General features: G+C 44.2%; 15 protein-coding genes and 1 other annotated feature. Of the genes, 13 read left to right on the forward strand and 2 right to left on the reverse strand.

Translation table 11 applies throughout. The features are described from left to right. Nucleotides 1–12: 12 nt before the first annotated feature. The gene (locus Q1X33_RS06275) at nt 13–933 is read right to left on the reverse strand and encodes a LysR family transcriptional regulator (RefSeq protein ID WP_005227268.1); all 921 of its coding nucleotides are present in this window, start codon (nt 931–933) and stop codon (nt 13–15) included. A 126-nt stretch (nt 934–1,059) separates the two neighbouring features. On the opposite strand from Q1X33_RS06275, the gene Q1X33_RS06280 reads away from it, so the two are divergent. From Q1X33_RS06280 to Q1X33_RS06335, 12 genes are all read left to right on the forward strand, one after another. Continuing rightward, entirely contained in the window at nt 1,060–2,214 is a 1,155-nt protein-coding gene (locus Q1X33_RS06280; RefSeq protein ID WP_005227269.1) for a cobalamin-independent methionine synthase II family protein, read from the forward strand. 126 nt (nt 2,215–2,340) lie between these two features. Further along, nucleotides 2,341–2,575 (forward strand) — a binding site (T-box leader). Nucleotides 2,576–2,883: 308 nt separating this feature from the next. Then, complete coding sequence (locus Q1X33_RS06285; RefSeq protein WP_010748717.1) at nt 2,884–3,528, forward strand: amino acid ABC transporter permease; 645 nt, start codon at nt 2,884–2,886, stop codon at nt 3,526–3,528. A 12-nt stretch (nt 3,529–3,540) separates the two neighbouring features. After that, nucleotides 3,541–4,173, forward strand: a complete 633-nt coding sequence (locus Q1X33_RS06290) for an amino acid ABC transporter ATP-binding protein (protein WP_005227272.1) — start codon at nt 3,541–3,543, stop codon at nt 4,171–4,173. Between the two features lie 13 nt (nt 4,174–4,186). After that, complete coding sequence (locus Q1X33_RS06295) at nt 4,187–4,990, forward strand: amino acid ABC transporter substrate-binding protein (protein WP_005227273.1); 804 nt, start codon at nt 4,187–4,189, stop codon at nt 4,988–4,990. A 174-nt stretch (nt 4,991–5,164) separates the two neighbouring features. Continuing rightward, on the forward strand, nt 5,165–5,482 hold the full coding sequence (locus tag Q1X33_RS06300) for a hypothetical protein (protein ID WP_005227274.1): 318 nt from the start codon (nt 5,165–5,167) through the stop codon (nt 5,480–5,482). 7 nt (nt 5,483–5,489) lie between these two features. After that, complete coding sequence (locus tag Q1X33_RS06305) at nt 5,490–5,927, forward strand: PIN domain-containing protein (RefSeq protein WP_005227275.1); 438 nt, start codon at nt 5,490–5,492, stop codon at nt 5,925–5,927. A gap of 130 nt (nt 5,928–6,057) precedes the next feature. Then, on the forward strand, nt 6,058–8,496 hold the full coding sequence (locus Q1X33_RS06310; RefSeq protein ID WP_301969586.1) for a DNA translocase FtsK: 2,439 nt from the start codon (nt 6,058–6,060) through the stop codon (nt 8,494–8,496). A gap of 41 nt (nt 8,497–8,537) precedes the next feature. Next, complete coding sequence (locus tag Q1X33_RS06315; RefSeq protein WP_005227277.1) at nt 8,538–9,239, forward strand: GntR family transcriptional regulator; 702 nt, start codon at nt 8,538–8,540, stop codon at nt 9,237–9,239. A 61-nt stretch (nt 9,240–9,300) separates the two neighbouring features. After that, a complete protein-coding gene (gene proC / locus Q1X33_RS06320) occupies nt 9,301–10,101 on the forward strand; it encodes a pyrroline-5-carboxylate reductase (protein WP_005227278.1) in 801 nt (266 codons plus the stop codon). 46 nt (nt 10,102–10,147) lie between these two features. After that, nucleotides 10,148–10,822: an HAD family phosphatase gene (locus tag Q1X33_RS06325; RefSeq protein WP_005227279.1), complete on the forward strand. Its 675-nt coding sequence runs from the start codon at nt 10,148–10,150 to the stop codon at nt 10,820–10,822. A gap of 288 nt (nt 10,823–11,110) precedes the next feature. Then, nucleotides 11,111–13,816: a YhgE/Pip domain-containing protein gene (locus Q1X33_RS06330; protein ID WP_074934422.1), complete on the forward strand. Its 2,706-nt coding sequence runs from the start codon at nt 11,111–11,113 to the stop codon at nt 13,814–13,816. 217 nt (nt 13,817–14,033) lie between these two features. Then, on the forward strand, nt 14,034–15,857 hold the full coding sequence (locus Q1X33_RS06335) for an APC family permease (protein WP_005227281.1): 1,824 nt from the start codon (nt 14,034–14,036) through the stop codon (nt 15,855–15,857). 71 nt (nt 15,858–15,928) lie between these two features. Here Q1X33_RS06335 and Q1X33_RS06340 read toward each other — a convergent pair whose 3' ends face one another. After that, a complete protein-coding gene (locus Q1X33_RS06340; RefSeq protein WP_005227282.1) occupies nt 15,929–16,819 on the reverse strand; it encodes a transcriptional regulator in 891 nt (296 codons plus the stop codon). Nucleotides 16,820–17,134: 315 nt separating this feature from the next. Here Q1X33_RS06340 and Q1X33_RS06345 point away from each other — a divergent pair, with 315 nt between their 5' ends. Continuing rightward, nucleotides 17,135–18,385 (forward strand): extracellular solute-binding protein, encoded by a 1,251-nt coding sequence (locus tag Q1X33_RS06345; protein WP_005227283.1) that lies wholly within the window; start codon nt 17,135–17,137, stop codon nt 18,383–18,385.

Consider the following 18,385-nt stretch of genomic DNA (forward strand, 5'->3'; position numbering starts at 1 on the left):
CGGATCGTTTTTTTAAAAGACGTCGAAACCGTAGTTTTTGATATGCTGCTTCAACAAGGCGAGATAGTCCAAAGCCATCTCACTCAGTTCCATTTTCTTGTGTTTGAGGTAACCTAGTGTCATCGCATCATCGACTTCCAAAGGGATCGCAACGATTTTTTCATCATTCAGCTCACTGCTGATGATCCCAGAGCTGATGGTATAGCCGTTGAGACCCACCATCAAATTGAAGATCGTGGCACGATCGCTGATGCGGATGTGTTTTTTGCGCTGTAAAGTGCTTAAGATCTCTTCAGAAAAGTAGAAGGAATTGGTTTCCCCTTGTTCGTACGACAGATAGGTATATGGTTCCAAATCAGCTAATGTGATGCTTTTTTTCTGAGTCAGGGGATTTTCTCGGCCGATGAAGACGTGGGGTTTGGCTTCAAATAAAGGAATGAATTGCAGGTCTTTTTCGTGGATCAAACGGGTCAAGACCGTCGTGTTGAAATCATTCAGATAAATGACCCCCAATTCGCTCTTAAACGTCTGGATATCATCCAGTACATTTTGTGTCTGGGTCTCCCGCAAGGTGAATTGAAATTCATCTTCCCCTAACTGTTTGACCAGTTCCACGAAGGCGTGGACGACGAAGGCATAGTGTTGTGCGGAAACACTGAAAACATGCTTGCGATGGCTGTCTTTGCGAAAGCGTTCGTCCAAGAGATTGACTTGGTCTAAAACATTTCGAGCATAGTTGAGAAAGGAACGGCCATCATCGGTCAAAGTCACCCCTAATTTACTGCGGTAAAACAGCTGCAGATCATACTCTTTTTCCAACTCTTTCATGGCTTGAGAGAGGGAGGGCTGACTGATGAAAAGCTGTTTGGCGGCTTCATTGAAAGAGCCAGTTTCTACGATTTTTTCCAAATATTCAAGCTGCTGGATACGCATGGGATACAACCTCCTTTTTATGTTATAGGTATTGCCTATGGAATATATAAGTTTATAAGTATTATCTATAGTATAAGATGTTTGCTAGAATAAATCTAACAATTTTGAAAACTTTGTATAGGAGGAATGGATATGGCAACAGACAAATTTCAGCTTGTGGGGTCATTGTTACGACCACAAGATTTATTGGACTACAAAAATCAAATCGAGCATCGGGAGGATATCCGCTACCCGTTTTATGATGCGTTTCCTGGCTACCAAGAAACGGAAGCAAAAGCGATCGCTGACATCATTGCAGCGCAAAAAGAACACGGCATCACAGTCATCACAGACGGCGAACACGGCCGCTCAATGTGGCACCTGGATTTTCTTTGGGGATTAAAAGGCGTTGAGCGCTATATCTCCGATCATGGGTATGCCTTTGAAGATTTGGACGGTGGACATTTTGAGACACGTAAAGACATCGGCATCCGAATCACAGAACCATTATCTGGCAAAAACCATCATTACTTGACGTTGTTTAAAGAAACCAAACGCCAAGCTGGCGACCTGCCAGTCAAAATCACCGTCTGGGGGGCTGCCCACGCCTTTACCGAGCTGACTGTCTTTAACGACCTCGTTGGTGAAGGTCAGGTGTATCCAACGAAAGAAGCCTTGCGGGAAGGGCTGCTTAACGCCTACAAAGAATTCTTGCAGGAATACCGAGAAGCAGGTGGTGAAATCGTTCAGTTCGATGATTGTTTATGGGAATTATTTGCCGAAGACAATGACAAGAGCTTCTTCACCCAAGGCAATGACGGCTTAGAAGCGTTAGCCGATGAATTCGTGGCGATCAACAACGAAGTCGCTGACTACGCCCACGAATTAGGATTAAAAGTCTGGACCCACAATTGTCGCGGCAATTACCAAAGCCGCGCGGCAGCCAGCGGTACTTACAAAGCGATCGCCGAAAAATTCTTGCGTGATCAGCATTATGACCGCTTTTTCCTAGAGTGGGACGATGACCGTGCTGGTGATATCTCGGCTTTAGAAGCGCTGAAAGATCGTCCAGAAGTGGAAGTTGTCTTAGGCTTATTATCCAGCAAAACCGCCACATTAGACGATGAAGAGCGAGTGATCGCTTTATTAGACAAAGCCAGCCAAATCATTCCTAAGGAGCGGCTTTATCTTTCTCATCAATGCGGCTTTGCCTCTTGTGACTGCGGCAATGAGCTTTCGACTGAGCAGCAATGGGCAAAAATCAAGCAAGGGCAAGCCTTAGCTGAAGCGTACTTCGGTTAAGCAGCTGCGTCTTCTTTTCCCTAAATCTTCCCCTCGAAACCGGTGCATGCGACAAAGTTTCGAAAATTTCAGAAAAAATGTTTGACATTTTCTTTAAGAGCGAGTAAAGTAAGACACAACTTAATGAAACAGACATCGAAAAGAAGAGTAGCAAGGCTTGCTGTTTGAAGAGAGTCTCTGGTTGGTGCAAAGAGATAACGCATGGTTGTGAAACACATCTTGGAGTCGTTTTTCCGAAAGAAAAGTAGGAGAGACCGGGTTTGCCCGTTACAGCAGCAGTCATTGATTGATGACTTTCTGAGTTCAGTTGCTGTGAAGCACTGATAAACAAAGGTGGAACCGCGTTGATAACGTCCTTTAGCTGTAATGGCTAGGGGACGTTTTTTTTCTCTTTTTTTGCATCTCACCGAAAACCGAAAGTGGAAGGATCACAAGGACTGCACGAGGCCTTTTCCTGTGAAGGAAAGGCAAATTGAGGTGGAACCACGTATCAAGCGTCCTCTGGCAAATGCCAGTGTGCGCTTTTTTTGTTTTTCTTTTTTAGAAAAATGAAACTTGCCAGTTGCCCCTCACCAGCCAACGCCCAGCGTCACATAAGCGTCGGAGCAAACCGTCGCGAAGCTGTATCGCTGCCAATCGAAATTGAAACCTATCAAGGAGGAAGTCACCATGTTTGAGTATTTAGTCAATGTTATGCCCCAACTAATTTCAGGAACTGGAATCACCGTTAAATTGTTCGCACTGACCTTAATCGGGTCCATTCCCTTAGGCATCTTGTTGGCCTTTGTTTTAGCCAGTCGCCTGCGTATTTTGAAATTGATCGTGCAAGTCTACGTTTGGTTGATGCGAGGAACGCCTTTATTGCTACAGCTGATCTTCGTATTCTACGGTCTGCCGATCTTAGGGATCGTCTTTGACCGCTTTGAAGCAGCCTTGATCGCCTTTATTATCAATTACGCTGCTTATTTTGCCGAGATTTTCCGTGGAGGGATCCAATCGATTCCAGCCGGACAATACGAAGCCGCGAAAGTCTTGCGTTTGTCCCCGATCCAAACGATCCAAAAAATTATCATCCCACAAGTCGTCAAGATCACCCTGCCATCTGTCGGCAATGAAGTCATCAATCTTGTCAAAGACACATCCCTCGTTTACATCTTAGGATTGTCAGACGTGATGCGAATCGGGAAAATCGCCATGGAGCGAGACAGTACCTTGCTTCCGTTAGTTGGGGTCGGCTTGATTTACTTGGTGATGACAGGCGTCTTTACGTTATTGTTAAAACAAATCGAGACCAAACTGGACTATTACCGTTAGGAGGAACCACATATGTTAGAACTAAAACAAGTATCAAAGTCATTTGGCGCTAAAAAAGTCATCGATCAGCTAGACTTGACGATCGAAGACGGCAGTATCTTAGCGGTGGTCGGTCCTTCCGGTGGCGGGAAAACCACCTTGCTTCGGACACTGGCTGGTTTAGAAACGATCGATTCTGGAAGCTTTTTACTGGATGGCAAAGCCTTTGATCCCACCGACACAAAAGAACAAGAACAAGTCGTCGGTGTCGTCTTCCAAGACTTCCAATTGTTTCCGCACTTGTCAGTTTTTGAAAACATCACTTTGGCGCCAAAAATGGTGCTAAAACAAGACAAGGCCGCGTATACAGCAAAAGCCGAACAGTTGGCAGAAAAACTAGGGTTAAGTGACCTACTAGCCCAATATCCCTTCCAATTGTCCGGGGGGCAGCGGCAACGGGTGGCTATCGCACGAGCGATGGCGATGAATCCCAAAGTGTTGGCCTATGACGAGCCTACCAGCGCCTTAGATCCAGGCTTGAGACAGCAAGTCGAACAGCTGATCTTGGATCTGAAAAAAGAAGGAGTGACCCAGATCGTGGTGACCCATGATTTGGTTTTTGCCGAAAATATCGGTGATCAATTATTAAAAGTAGCAGGAGAATAAGGGGGAGAACAAAATGAAAAAATTACTATTGACGGGAATCGCAGCAGCAAGTGTATTTTTATTAGGGGCGTGTGGCAGCAGCAATGACACCACAACCAGTGCCGCTGACAAAGAAGAAGTGATCGTCGGCCTAGACGATACCTTCGTACCGATGGGCTTTAAAGACGACCAAGGCAACATCGTTGGGTTTGATGTGGATTTAGCCACAGCGATTTTGGATCTAACAGGAACCAAAGTCAAATTTCAACCAATCGATTGGTCCATGAAAGAAACCGAACTAAGCAATGGCACCATCGATATGATCTGGAACGGGTATACCAAAACCGCAGCTCGTGAAGAAAAAGTATTGTTTACAGATACTTATATGGAAAACAAACAAGTCTTAGTCACAGCAAAAGCCAGCGGCATTACTAGCTTTGATGATATGGAGGGCAAAGTCTTAGGTGCCCAAGAAGGTTCTTCTGGTTATGAGACCTTCAACAACCAACCGGAAGTTTTGAAGGATCTCGTAGACGGCAATGACGCAACCTTGTATGCTAGCTTTAATGAAGCCTTTATCGATCTAGAAAACGGTCGGATCGACGGTCTTTTGATCGACCGCGTCTACGCAGAATATTATTTGACTCAAACAGGCAAAACCGATGACTTCAACGAAATCGAAAGCCCCTTTGAAGCAGAAGATTTTGCTGTAGGTGTGCGTAAAGACGATCAAGCCATGGCAGATAAAATCAATGATGGCTTGAAAGAATTGCAAGACAATGGCACCTTTGCTGAAATCTCTGAAAAGTGGTTTGGCGAAGATGTCACACCAAACTAAAACAAGTCAACAAGATACACTGGCTGCTTAGCAGCTGGTGTTTTTTTTACATTCATTTCTTTTGCGTATTTAAGGAAAGAAGGAACGATTGAAGTATATACTTGTGTATACATATGCGTGCTCATGTTATAATGATCGGTAGTAAGGAAAATCCGATAAAGAGGGGGGAGCCGAGTGGAACATTATAAAGAGACCGCTCATTTGATTAAGTGGGGCAATGGACAGGGGGTTCGCTTGTCTAAGAAAATGATTCGGAAATTGGATCTCCAGGTAGGTTCTGAACTAGAAATGGAACTGGCAGAAGAAGTCAATGGAAAAAAACAGTTAGTTATTACAGAAAAGCAGTCAGTAGGAGAGTTGTCCCCAGAGGAGAAACTTCGTTTAGTCGATTCTTTGCAAGGCATTTTAGCAGATTCATTTGAAACACCTGACGTTGTGGACATCAAAAAAGTAAGAAACGAACGGCGTAGGAAAAAATATCTGGGAGAATAAAATAAGCATGACCAAATACAAAGCCAAACGAGTCGTGATTGACACCAATGTGATCCTTGACTATTTATTAGGAAGAGGGTCTAAAAGCCATCAAGAAGCCATCAAACAGATATACAACAGTTCCATTTATGGACTTTGCGAGGGCGTGATTACGGCAAGTACCTTAACGGATCTTTTCTATATTCTCGATGGAGCAGCAGGAGTCGATGCTCGGAGGGAAGTCAAAAAACTGATCCAAGTGCATACCGTCTTAACAGTTACGGAAGCAGATTGCGTTCAGGCGCTTGATTCAACAATGACAGATTTTGAGGATGCTGTTTTAGCAGCTTGTGCGAAGCGAAATCAAATCGACAGTCTAGTAACGACCAATACCGCTGATTTTGAATCATCGGGACTGATTGTCTATACAGTCGCTGAATTTGTGCAGCAGCTAAAAAGAGGATGATCACTGCTATATCTGGCAGACATCCTCTTTTTTCCTTAAATTCCAACAGCTAACCAAAATTTCTCACAGGAAAACTTTTGTTCGCCTTCTTTTTTCGTTATAATAGGGAAAGATGAAAAGAGGGATAGAAATGGCGCAAAAAAAACGCGCAAAGAAACGCAAAACAAAAAAACAACAAAAACAGCAAGAGAAATTAATGCTGGTCGGCGTCGGCCTGCTCTTTGTCTTGTTTTCGATATTTGGCTTTTTCCATTTAGGTTTTTTAGGAACCTTGATTGCCAACGGGTTTCGGATCGTTGGCGGAAACACGTACCAATTTTTGAGTGTTGCCCTAGCCGCTTATGGTGTCTGGTTAGCGATCAAAACGACCGATGCTCGCTTTAAGAGTATTCGGCGAGTGATTGGCTGTGTATTGGTGTATTTTGGTTTACTGATCATCCTCCATGCGCAAATCTTTAGTAATGTGGTGGGAGAACAAGCCAATATCTTCCAAACGACGTGGATGACGCTGTTAGGCGATATTCGGCGCAGCCAAGTGACCCAAAATGTCGGGGGCGGAATGATTGGCGCCATGCTCTATGGGTCGACCTATTTTCTTGTTTCCCAGATCGGCAGCTACATCATCGCTGTTTTACTCATGATGATTGGGGCGTTCTTGTTCAGCCAAATGAGCAGCCACGAGTTAGTCGAGCACCTGCAAGCAGCTGGTGACAAGCTGCAGCGGTTGTTAGAAGGCTCTCCAGAAAAGCAAGCCGAACGAGAAGCCCGCAAAGCGGAACGAGCAGCAGAGAAACAAGCTGCGAAAGAAGCCAAAAAAGAAGCCGAACGAGCAGCAGTCATGGCGGAGATCAAAGAAAAGAATCAAGTCCGACCAATGACAGAAGACGAAAAATCAGCAAAAGAACAACAGATGCAAGCGCCAGCTGATTTTGAACCAGAGCAGCTGAGCTTTGTACCCATCGACCACTTCCAGGAATTGCCGCAAGCGGCGGGACCAGAGGCCGCTCAAGCACCACATCCAGCAGGAAACAAACCAGGACCAAGCAAAAAGGTCAATGAAGACGGGGAGATCCTCGATGATGATGGTGAAGTATTGGAATTTGAGATTTCGGAAGAAGCTGAAAATCGTGATTATGAATTGCCTTCAGCGCAATTACTCGATTCGATCCCTTCAACGGATCAAAGCAGCGAGTACAAAAAGATCGAACAAAATATCGGTGTGTTAGAAACCACCTTCCAAAGCTTCGGTGTTGATGCAAAAGTCGTCAAAGCCAGCTTAGGACCAGCAGTAACCAAATTCGAAGTTCAACCAGCAGTAGGGGTCAAAGTAAGCAAAATCGTCGGGTTGACCGACGATATCGCCTTGGCCTTAGCTGCCAAAGATGTGCGGATGGAAGCGCCGATCCCAGGGAAATCATTGATTGGGATCGAAGTTCCAAACAGTGCAGTCAGCATGGTTTCATTCCGAGAAGTGATCGAAGCCCAACCGGATCATCCAGATAAACTATTAGAAGTACCTTTAGGACGCGATATTTCTGGCCGTGTCCAAACGGCAGACTTAACGAAAATGCCCCATCTCTTGATTGCTGGATCGACCGGGAGCGGGAAGTCCGTAGCCATCAACGGCATCATCACCAGTATTTTGATGCGGGCAAAACCCCATGAAGTCAAACTGATGATGATCGACCCGAAAATGGTTGAATTAAATGTTTACAATGGGATTCCCCATCTCTTGACACCTGTCGTGACCAATCCCCGCAAAGCGGCGCAAGCGTTGCAAAAAGTGGTCAAGGAAATGGAAGAGCGCTACGAAAAATTTGCGGCAACTGGGGTCCGAAACATTACTGGCTACAACGATTTAGTGATCAATAAGAATTTAGAAGACGGCGAAAATCGTCCGATCTTGCCATTCATTGTAGTGATCGTCGATGAGTTAGCCGACTTGATGATGGTTGCCAGCAACGAAGTCGAAGATGCCATCATTCGTTTGGCGCAAATGGCACGGGCAGCAGGTATCCATATGATCCTAGCAACGCAACGACCAAGTGTGGATGTCATTACAGGGATCATCAAAGCCAATGTTCCATCACGGATGGCGTTTGCTGTTTCCAGCGGTGTCGATTCGCGGACCATCATTGATGGGAACGGAGCCGAAAAACTGCTGGGACGCGGCGACATGCTGTATCTGCCGATGGGTGAGAACAAACCGATTCGGGTCCAAGGGGCCTTTATCTCCGACCAAGAAGTCGAACGAGTGGTTGAATTCGTGACCGATCAGCAAGAAGCCAATTATGAAGAAAAAATGATGGTTACTGAGGAAGAAACGAGTACCGGCAGCAGCGGACAACCGCAAGATGAGCTATTCGAAGATGCCAAAGCCCTTGTGGTGGAAATGCAGACCGCCAGCGTTTCTCTCTTGCAGCGACGTTTTCGCATCGGCTATAACCGAGCGGCTCGGTTAGTGGATGAATTAGAAGATCAAGGTGTCGTTGGCCCTTCTGAAGGCAGCAAGCCACGGAAAGTCTTGATCGAGCCGCAACCAGAAGACATTCCTACCTTTGATGAATAAGGAGAACAAGACCAATCCAATGAGAGAAAGGCGAGATAGCAATGAAACGCAAACACATTCTTTACCGTGATGTTGCCGATAAGCTCAAAGAAGACATCATGTCGGGTCGCTACCCGATTGGTTCATTTTTACCGACGGAAACAGAATTGGAAGCCACCTTCAATGTCAGCAAGATCACTGTCCGCAAAGCCATCGAATTGTTAGCGGTAGATGAGTATGTGGAAAAACGCAGCGGACGTGGGACGACGGTTTTAAGCAATCGCCCTTATAACAAGCTGTCAAAAGGCACGACGTTTAGCCAATTGCTTGAAAAGACTGGCAAGGAATACACGAAGAAAAACCTCAGCTATGAATTAGTCGAACTTGCGCCTGAGCACCCCGCGTATTCTTTGATGGGCAAAGAAGTCATGCGTTTACGTCGCATGTATTATTTTGACCACCAACCCTTTATTTACTATGAGTACCATTTGCCAAAGCAGCTAAAGGGTACCTCCATCGAGGTCTTTGAAGAAAAATCATTGTATCGCCTATTGGATGAACATCGAATGATCATCGATCGCTTTCAAGATGCGTTCGTGGCAACGACCTTGACCGAAGAGCAACAGAAGTTTATGATCACGCCAGAGGTCGCTGCCTTGAAACGAACCCGTTATTCGTATGATCTACAAGGAGAAGTGGTAGAATATACAGAAGGGATCTATAACACCGCCTTGCATCCGTATATGATCGAGTTTGAAGCCTAGTCATTGATTAGGCTTTTTTAGCAAAAAGTGATACCAAAATCAGAAGTGGAGCGTGAAAACTATGAGAAAAATCGCCTTTTTAGGAGCCGGTAACATGGCAAAAGCCATCATCAACGGCTTGATTGCAGCAAACCTGTATGAACCAGCAGAGATCTTGGTTTATAACCATCGCTACGAGCCGACTTTGGCACAATTAGAAAAAGAAACTGGGATCACTGGGACAACTAAGCTAGCAGATGTCACCGGAAAAGCGGAGATCCTCGTCTTAGCAGTTAAACCTTTTGTCTTTCCCCGCTTGCTTGCTGATTTAAAAGACGGCTTGACCAAGGAGCATTTGCTAGTATCTATTGCCGCGGGTGTGACGATCGCGCAAATGGAAGAAATCATCGGTGCGCACAAAATCGTGCGGGTCATGCCAAATACCCCTGCACTGGTGGGGGAAGGGATGTCTTCTATCAGTCCCAACGGTCAAGTGACGGAAGCCGAAGCCAACGAAGTCAAACAGCTTTTTGAAAGCCTAGGCAAAGCCGAGCAAGTACCAGAAAGCATGATCGATGCAGTCATTGGTGTCAGCGGTTCTTCACCAGCCTACACGTATTTGTTCATTGAAGCTTTGGCAGATGGAGCAGTGGCAGAAGGAATGCCGCGGCCGATGGCGTATGAATTTGCTGCTCAAGCGGTATTAGGCGCAGCGAAGATGGTATTAGAGACGAAGGAACACCCAGGCGTCTTAAAGGATCGTGTCAGCTCGCCAGGGGGCACAACGATCCAAGCAGTCAAAACCTTAGAGGAAAATGGCTTTCGTGCGGCTGTCATCAAAGCAGTGCAAGCAGCTGCTGACAAAAGTCGAGAGATGTCTTGATCCCCAATGAGTGAGGAAAAAATCTTAGCAAAACGAAGGAGCGTTTATGAAAGAACTTTTGATTTTTGATTTTGATGGATTGTTAGTCGATACTGAAAGAGTCTATTTTGATGGGTGGTTGGCGCTATTTAAAAAGTATGAGCTTCCGATTACAGCCGCTGATATTTTTGGTTGGCGTGGTCAAAGTTGGCAACAGACTGCCACTAAATTAGCCGACCTCGTAGGCGGTCAGCAGCGGGTGCAGGAATTACGAGCAGAACGAGAAGTCTATATTGCCCAGCAAATAACCGATGGCACCTTCAAAACCAAACCCTATGCGAAAGAAACCATCGCATTGGCTCGTGAGAAAGGCTTCCAAACGGCATTAGCCACCTCGACGATGAAAAAAAGAGCCTCTGAATTGTTGGCGCATTTCGATTTGTTGCAGGCCTTTGACTATCAGACCTTTGGCGATGACGTCTCCGCCCATAAACCTGATCCAGCACCTTACTTGCTGACTTTAGAAAAAGCGCAAGTCGCAGCAGAAAAAGCTTTAGTCATGGAAGATTCTCTTGTGGGAGCAACAGCCGCGACGCGTGCGGGCATCGATGTCGTGCTGATTCCCGATCAAAGCTTTGATCAAGTCTATTCCCCAGAGGAAAAAGCAGATCTTCAGTTATATGGCGAAGCTACCTCATTGAAGTATGTGTATGAGTTATTGGCAAAGGATCAACTGAAATAATGCCTAAAAAAGCTTCCTTTTTCGTTGCAGAAAAAGGAAGCTTTTTTTGTATAGGAAAGGCCTGTAAAAAAACAGATCAAAGGATATGAGTGGTGTGTTTTTCGCCATCATGGTAAAGTTAAAGAAAGTTTAACAATAAGCGAAAAAAAACAAAAAGTAAAGGGGTTTCATTTTGACAAAAACGTCCATTTGTCAAAAGGACTTTTCTTGGTCGATCCTAGCCGTTGGCGGCGGGGGAAAAACATGGTAAATTATCCTTCGACGAAGAACTAGTGGGGGAAGAAAAAAATGAATAAACTAAAGAATGTTTTCTATTTATATAAACTGGACTGGAAACGAATTTTCAGCAATCCAATCTCTGCATTTTTGATCATTGCCTTAATGATTTTACCCTCGCTTTATGCGTGGTTCAATATCAAAGCCCTCTGGGACCCATACGGCAACACCAGTGAATTGCCGATTGCCGTTTACAGTGCGGATAAAGGGGCAGAATTTCAAGACAAGCACATCGATATCGGTGATGAAGTCATCGATACCCTCCATAAAAACAAGCAGTTGGGCTGGCGTTTCTTGGATTCAAAAGAGGACTTAGTAGAAGGGGTCAAGTCAGGAAAATATTACGCGGGTATTTATCTGCCAGCGGATTTTTCAGATGATCTGATCAGCTTTACCAGCGGGAAAATCGAAAAACCGACCATCGAGTATTACAGCAACCAAAAAATCAACGCTATCGCACCAAAAATCACCGATAAAGGAGCCAGCAGCCTTCAAGAAGAGATCTCACAAAACTTTATTGAAACCGCCAGCTCCACGTTGATAAAAGTCTTCAATGAAATCGGCTATGACATTGATTCCAACTTAGTTAGCATCAACAAAGTCAAATCGATGATCTTAGACACCGATGACAATTTGGCTACGATCGATGGCTATACGAAAGAGATCGTCACCTTGCACGATAAGTTTCCAGAAATCAAAGAAAAGATCGCAAAAGCCGAAGAATTCACCGATTATATCCCACAAGTGGATGCCATGGGGGAAAAACTGATCGGCTTAAACGATAAGCTGCCTGCATTGAAGAAAGAAGCCAGCATCATTTTGACCTTGCAAGAAAAGATCCCAGAGATCCAAAATGCTGGCAAACAATTGAAGATGATCGACGATGATTTCGATGACATTGCCAGCACCATGACGGACGGCATCGACACCGCCAAGCAAGGACTGCAAGTCATTGAACAAGTGCAAGCCGCTTTACCACAGATCGAACAACTAGGCGACCAAGCCGCCAGCTTCGCCACCGCGACCAAAGATGGGGCGCAACAATTGCAAGATGCCCTGCCAAGTATTTCTAGCAGTGTGAAGGTGACGATTGAGTCGATCAGTCAAGTGGCAACCACCACAGCCGGTCTAACAAGTACGATTCGCCAAGCGCTGGCTGACAATGAACTAACAGATGAAGAGCGTCAAGCAATCAGTGCAACGATCACTGACTTTCAAAAGAACATCCAACAACAACAAGCAGCCTTGGATTCCTTGATTGCCTTTTTAACCAATATTCAGAATTCTGGCAGTAACGCCGACCTAGAAGGTATCATTGCACAACTAAGCAATGCCAAAACAACGTTAGGTGTTTTATCTGACCGCTTATCGCAATTGAATAACCTTGTTCAAAATGGGTCTGTTGATGAAATTACAGCGTATCTCGATCAAGTTACCGCAGCTGCTCAAAACGTTGCCAATCTCATGAACAGCATCAATGTTGATTCAATCACCACCACCATCAACGACATTCTAACCAAACTAATCGAAACCATCACCACCGCCGAAGATGTCTTGAAAAAAGCCCAAGAGATCGATTTTGACTCGTTGCTGTCTTCCACCAAATCAGTGGTCAGCAATGCCGTGACGATTTTGGAAAAATACCAAAAAGAATTGCCTGCCATCAAGCAAGAATTGCACGATGCCAATACGATGCTGAATGGTCACATGGATGAAATCGTCAATGCCATCAACAAAGGAGCCGACCTGTACAACAACGAATTGCCAGTGGTCGAAGAAAAATTAGGGCTGGCCGTAAACTTCTTGCAAAACGATTGGCCAACTATCAAATCAGAAATCAGCTCTACGATGGCAATGGTGGATGAAAAACTACCAGAAGTTGAAAAAGCTTTGGATGCGGCCGTTGATTTGATCAATAACGATTGGCCAAGTATCAAAGCAGGTATCCACAAAGCCGCTGATGCGATCCGAGCAGGCGAAAATGAAGTCGATCTCGGGGAAGTCATCAAATTATTGAAACTTGATGCCACCGATGAAGCCGACTTCTTCAAACAACCAGTGGAATTAAAAAGCAATGAAATCTATCCAATCGCCAACAATGGTTCAGCTAGCACACCGTTTTATACCGCATTGTGTTTGTGGGTAGGGGCATTATTGTTGTCAAGTGTCGCTACAACGGAGTATCATTTAGAGAAGAAAGACAAAAAACGATTTACCCAACGTGAAACCTTTGTGGCACGAATGCTGACGTTCTTGACGATGGCAGTCGCCCAAAGTTTGATCGTGACCCTAGGAAATATGTTTTTATTAGGCGTTGATGTCCACAATCCAGTGTACAGTGTCTTCTTCGCATTACTCGTCGGACTCGCCTTTATGATGATCGTTTACGTACTGGCAGGACTGTTCGGCAACCTCGGGAAAGGGATCGCCATCATCATTTTGGTTCTCTCCATCTCAGGCGGGGGAGGAAACTACCCGATCCAAGTTTCTGGGAAGTTCTTCCAATTCATTAATCCGCTGCTGCCATTTACCCATGCAGTCAATCTGTTAAGAGAATCAGCTGGCGGGATCTATTGGCCAAATGCCGTGCCACAATTGGTTATTTTAACGATTTTGTTCCTGGTCTTTGGGATCGTCGGTACCTACGCGTATCCTTATCTAGTCAACTCTACGAAGAAATTAAGCGACATTTCCAAAGAAAGTCATTTCTTCCACTAACATCGAAAAGCAGAAAGAGCATTTGTTCTTTCTGCTTTTGTGCCATCACGTGAAATTTCTAATAATCAAAAGAGGGAAAAAGGGCCGTTTTTTCATCTGATTTTCATTGACTTTTCGCGGTTACAAGAGTAGCATACAGTCTTGATAATTCAATATTTGTGAGGATATCGTTACAAGTTTAACGAAGGATTTTTTCATGAAAAGGAGTGTAGAAAAAGTGGAGTATTTGAAACGTTTGTTGGTCGGACGTCCATTGAAATCCGCAGAGAATGATGAACAAAAACTGAGCCGGACGGCGGCCCTTGCGTTGCTATCTTCTGATGCTTTGTCTTCGATTGCTTATGGGACAGAGCAGATCGTTGTCGTATTAGTGGCACTTTCCGCTGCTGCTATCTGGTATTCATTACCGATCGCTGCTTTTGTTATTATTCTTTTGATTTCATTGACCTTGTCTTACCGTCAGATCATTCATGCATACCCTCACGGTGGTGGGGCGTATGTAGTAAGTAGTGAAAATTTAGGGAAAAATGCGGGCCTGATTGCCGGCGGCTCACTGTTGATCGATTATATGCTGACAGTAGCAGTATCCGTCTCAGCAGGGGCGGAAGCCATCACTTCTGCTGTGCCAGCGTTGTTCGGCCATCAAGTGGCCATTTCTGTCGTGATCGTACTCTTGATCATGATGATGAATCTGCGAGGGCTGCGAGAATCAGCTAGCTTCTTAATGATTCCAGTCTACACCTTTATCGCAGTGATCACAGTCTTGATCGTGGTCGGCTTGTACAACATCGTAACTGGTGCGCAACCGTTGAATGCAACCGCACTGCCGGGAGCTGTGGTGCCTGGGGTATCCGTAGCCTTGATCTTACGGGCTTTCTCATCAGGTTCCTCTTCTTTGACGGGGGTCGAAGCGATCAGTAACGCGGTGCCATTTTTCAAAAAACCACGGGCGAAAAATGCAGCTGCGACCTTGACGATCATGGCTGCGATCTTAGGGTTCTTCTTCGTCGGTATCACTTTTATCAACTATTGGTACGGTATCGTACCAGAAGCAGAAGTGACCGTCCTATCTCAAATCGGCTCTGCTGTTTTTGGTCATGGGTTTATGTACTACGTTTTGCAATTTGCCACAGCGTTGATTTTAGCAGTTGCCGCAAATACAGGATTTTCCGCCTTCCCCGTGTTGGCGTATAACTTAGCCAAAGACAAATATATGCCACACATGTATCAAGACCGTGGGGATCGTCTCGGCTACTCAAACGGGATCATCACCTTAGCTGCTGGTTCCATCGTCCTATTGTTTATCTTCCAAGGATCGACCGAGCGTTTGATTCCGTTGTATTCCATCGGGGTATTCATTCCTTTTGCACTATCCCAAAGCGGAATGGTCGTCAAATGGAAAAAAGAAGGCAAAGGCTGGTTCTTTAAATCGATCGCCAACATCATTGGGGCTTTGATTTCTTTTGCGATCATTGCCATCTTGTTCGTGTATCGCTTAGGCGATATTTGGCCATTCTTCATTATCATGCCGATCCTCTTGTATATCTTTTACAAGATCCATGATCATTATAAAAAAGTCGCAGAACAGCTGCGATTGGAAAAACAAGAAGCACTGCATGTTTATGAAGGAAATACCGTGATCGTTCTCGTCGGAAATGTTACCCGAGTAAATATCGGCGCATTGAACTATGCCCAATCGATTGGTGATTATGTCGTGGCGATGCACGTCTCGTTGGATGAAGATGTGAAGAAAGAAAAAGAGATCGAACAAGAATTTAAGCAAAAATTCCCAGACGTGCGTTTCTCCGTCGTTCATTCTTCGTATCGTTCGATTGAAAATCCCATCTTGCGTTATGTGGATCTAGTCAGCCGCAATGCAGCCAAACACAATTACACAACGACCGTCATCATTCCACAGTTTGTCCCAAGACGTCGCTGGCAAAATATTTTGCACAACCAAACAAGCCTGCGCTTGCGTTTCAGACTCTCTTGGCGTGAGAACATCATTGTAAGTACGTACAGTTACCATTTGAAGAAATAACAAAAACGCTAGTTTAGCGACCTGATTCCCAAAAGAAATGTTTGGGTCAGCCGCTAAGACTAGCGTTTTTTTTAGCTATAAAACATTTTCAGTTTGATATCCTGATCGTAATTCCCAAACCCCTTGCCAAAGAGGGTACAACCGCCGACATGCTCGGCATCTTCTTTGACTTCCACTTTTAAGTGCCACGTATCTTCGTAGGCAGGTATATCCTTGATCGTAATGTCGGAAAGAGGAACACCTTCCATGTAGGTTCCGTGATCCATGATGCGGATCGTCTTCAATAACCCGTACTGATTGAGATTGTCTGGATACCAATCCGGTGTATACTTGCCGCGAATATCTGCAAAATCCCCTGGGCTAGTCCATGTACCAAGCTCCACACCATTTAAGCTGAAGGTGATGTCTGACGGCCAGTTGTTATTGGAAAAAGGAAATTCAGACGAAACTTCCATTGAAATCTCCATCATTTCCAGTTTTTCTTCTCTTGCTAAAAAGTTTGGCGATTGGTATTCAACAAATCCTTTAGTAAACCACAAGATGCGGGCATCCATTCGTCGAGGATCCATGAAAAACTTCGGTTCATCCACCATTCCCACAAAATCAGCTGAAGTAGCAAGCCCGCACGTTGGTTCTACCGAATAATTTGTATAATGACCGATCGGTATCGCCGTTTCTTTTGTATCAAAGGCATTAAAGATTTTCTCAGGAAAGTTGATATCGATATGATCCACTCTTAAACTGGAAATCTTTTTTTGCCCCACACGCTCTGTTTTGATAATTTTGGCTTCTTCTAATTTTTTGATGTGCATCGTAATGATGGCGCTGCTTAAGCCCAACTCCTGTGCCAACTCTTTGACATTCATCTTGTTTTTAGCCAGCAATTGAATGATTTTGATTCGCACGTTACTGGCAAGTGCCTCATAGACAGGCAATGCTTCTTGATTGATTTCTAATTGCATCGTGTCACCTCCGCTTAAACTGTTTGATTTACTTGAATGTTAACATATTTGCTAATTTGTGTAAATAGCGTTGTTTATTTCGCTAGTTATTAATATATTTATTAATTAATATAGATATTATCCTAGATAAATTAATCAAAATATTGTTGACAGCGATTACAAATCAAGTTATGATTTATTTGTAAATTGAAAGTGTTTGCAAACACTAGAAATGAATAATGCAATTATAAATGCTGGGATAGCAAATAAGAGAAGGAGGATAGGCGTGTTCGGCTTCAAAGACCAAAATTCAATTTCTATGAAAGAGGGAAAAACATGAAGAAGAAACTTATTATTATTGGTGCTTTAGTTGCAGTCGTTGCAGTTGCCCTTATTGGTTTTAATCGTTATCAGGCAGCGGAAAAAGAAAAATACACGATTAATTTTTGGTCACCCCTTACTGGTGATGATGGCGCTTATATGGATCAGATCGTAAATGAATTCAATGAACAATCAGGTTCCGATTATACAATCAATCATGTGATCACGTCTGATATGTACACTAAATTAAGTACGGTCGTAAGTTCTAAAAGTGGGATTCCAGATTTGACTTTGATGCATTCTTATAAAGTAGAGGAATTTGTCAATTCCGATATTATTGATCCGGTTGATCGTCTGGTTTCTTATCAACCTGAGTTAGAAGAAAGCAATTATTTAGATACGGCGTGGAATGCAGGGAAAATCGGCGATACTCAATATACGATCCCATTAGATATCCATGCCAGTGCCATGTATTACAATCAAGATCTTTTAGAAAAATACAATGTCACTTCTTGGTTAGACGATAACATCGTGACGTTTGATGAAATGATGTCATTAGCAGGGCAGATGGAAGAAGGCGATTATGTCGTAAATAATGCGTTACTTTCTTGGGTTATCTTAGCGCAAATCCGTAACTTAGGCGGCGCGATTTCTGACGATGCTGGGAACCCGACGGTGAATACGCCAGAAATGAAAGAAGCGTTAGAAAGAATTAAAGCGTTAACAGATGCAGGCCTGATGACACCTTATGGAGAAGATGGGTATTTGATGTTCCAAGGCGGAAACGTACTCTTATCAACAGATGGTACTTGGACTTCTACCGCTCATGATGCGGTTGAGGGCTTGAATTGGGGCGTAACAAATATTTATTCGACTTCAGATGACATCGCAACCAACCGAGCAGCTTCTCATATGTTTGGCATGTTGAAGAGTGAAAGCAGAACAGAAGAAAAAGAAGAAGTAATCGCACAATTTTTAGAATTTGTTCGTACAAACTCGATCGAATGGGCAAAAGCCGGTCAAATCGTTGCAAGTAAAGATATTTTAGAAAGTGATGATTACCAACAATACCCACAATCATTCTTTACTTCTACACCAGAGGAAGAAGAAACACTTTACATCTTTGACTACGTTTATTTCTCTTATGTCTTAGAAGCATTAGATGTTTATAGTACAGATATCGCTTACGGTGAATTAGATATGGATGAAGGATTAGAAACGATGCAACAATATGTCGAAGATAAGATTGCAGAAGTAGCTAGATAA

Source organism: Enterococcus sp. B2E4 (assembly GCF_030499455.1).
Lineage (GTDB): Bacteria > Bacillota > Bacilli > Lactobacillales > Enterococcaceae > Enterococcus_D > Enterococcus_D casseliflavus.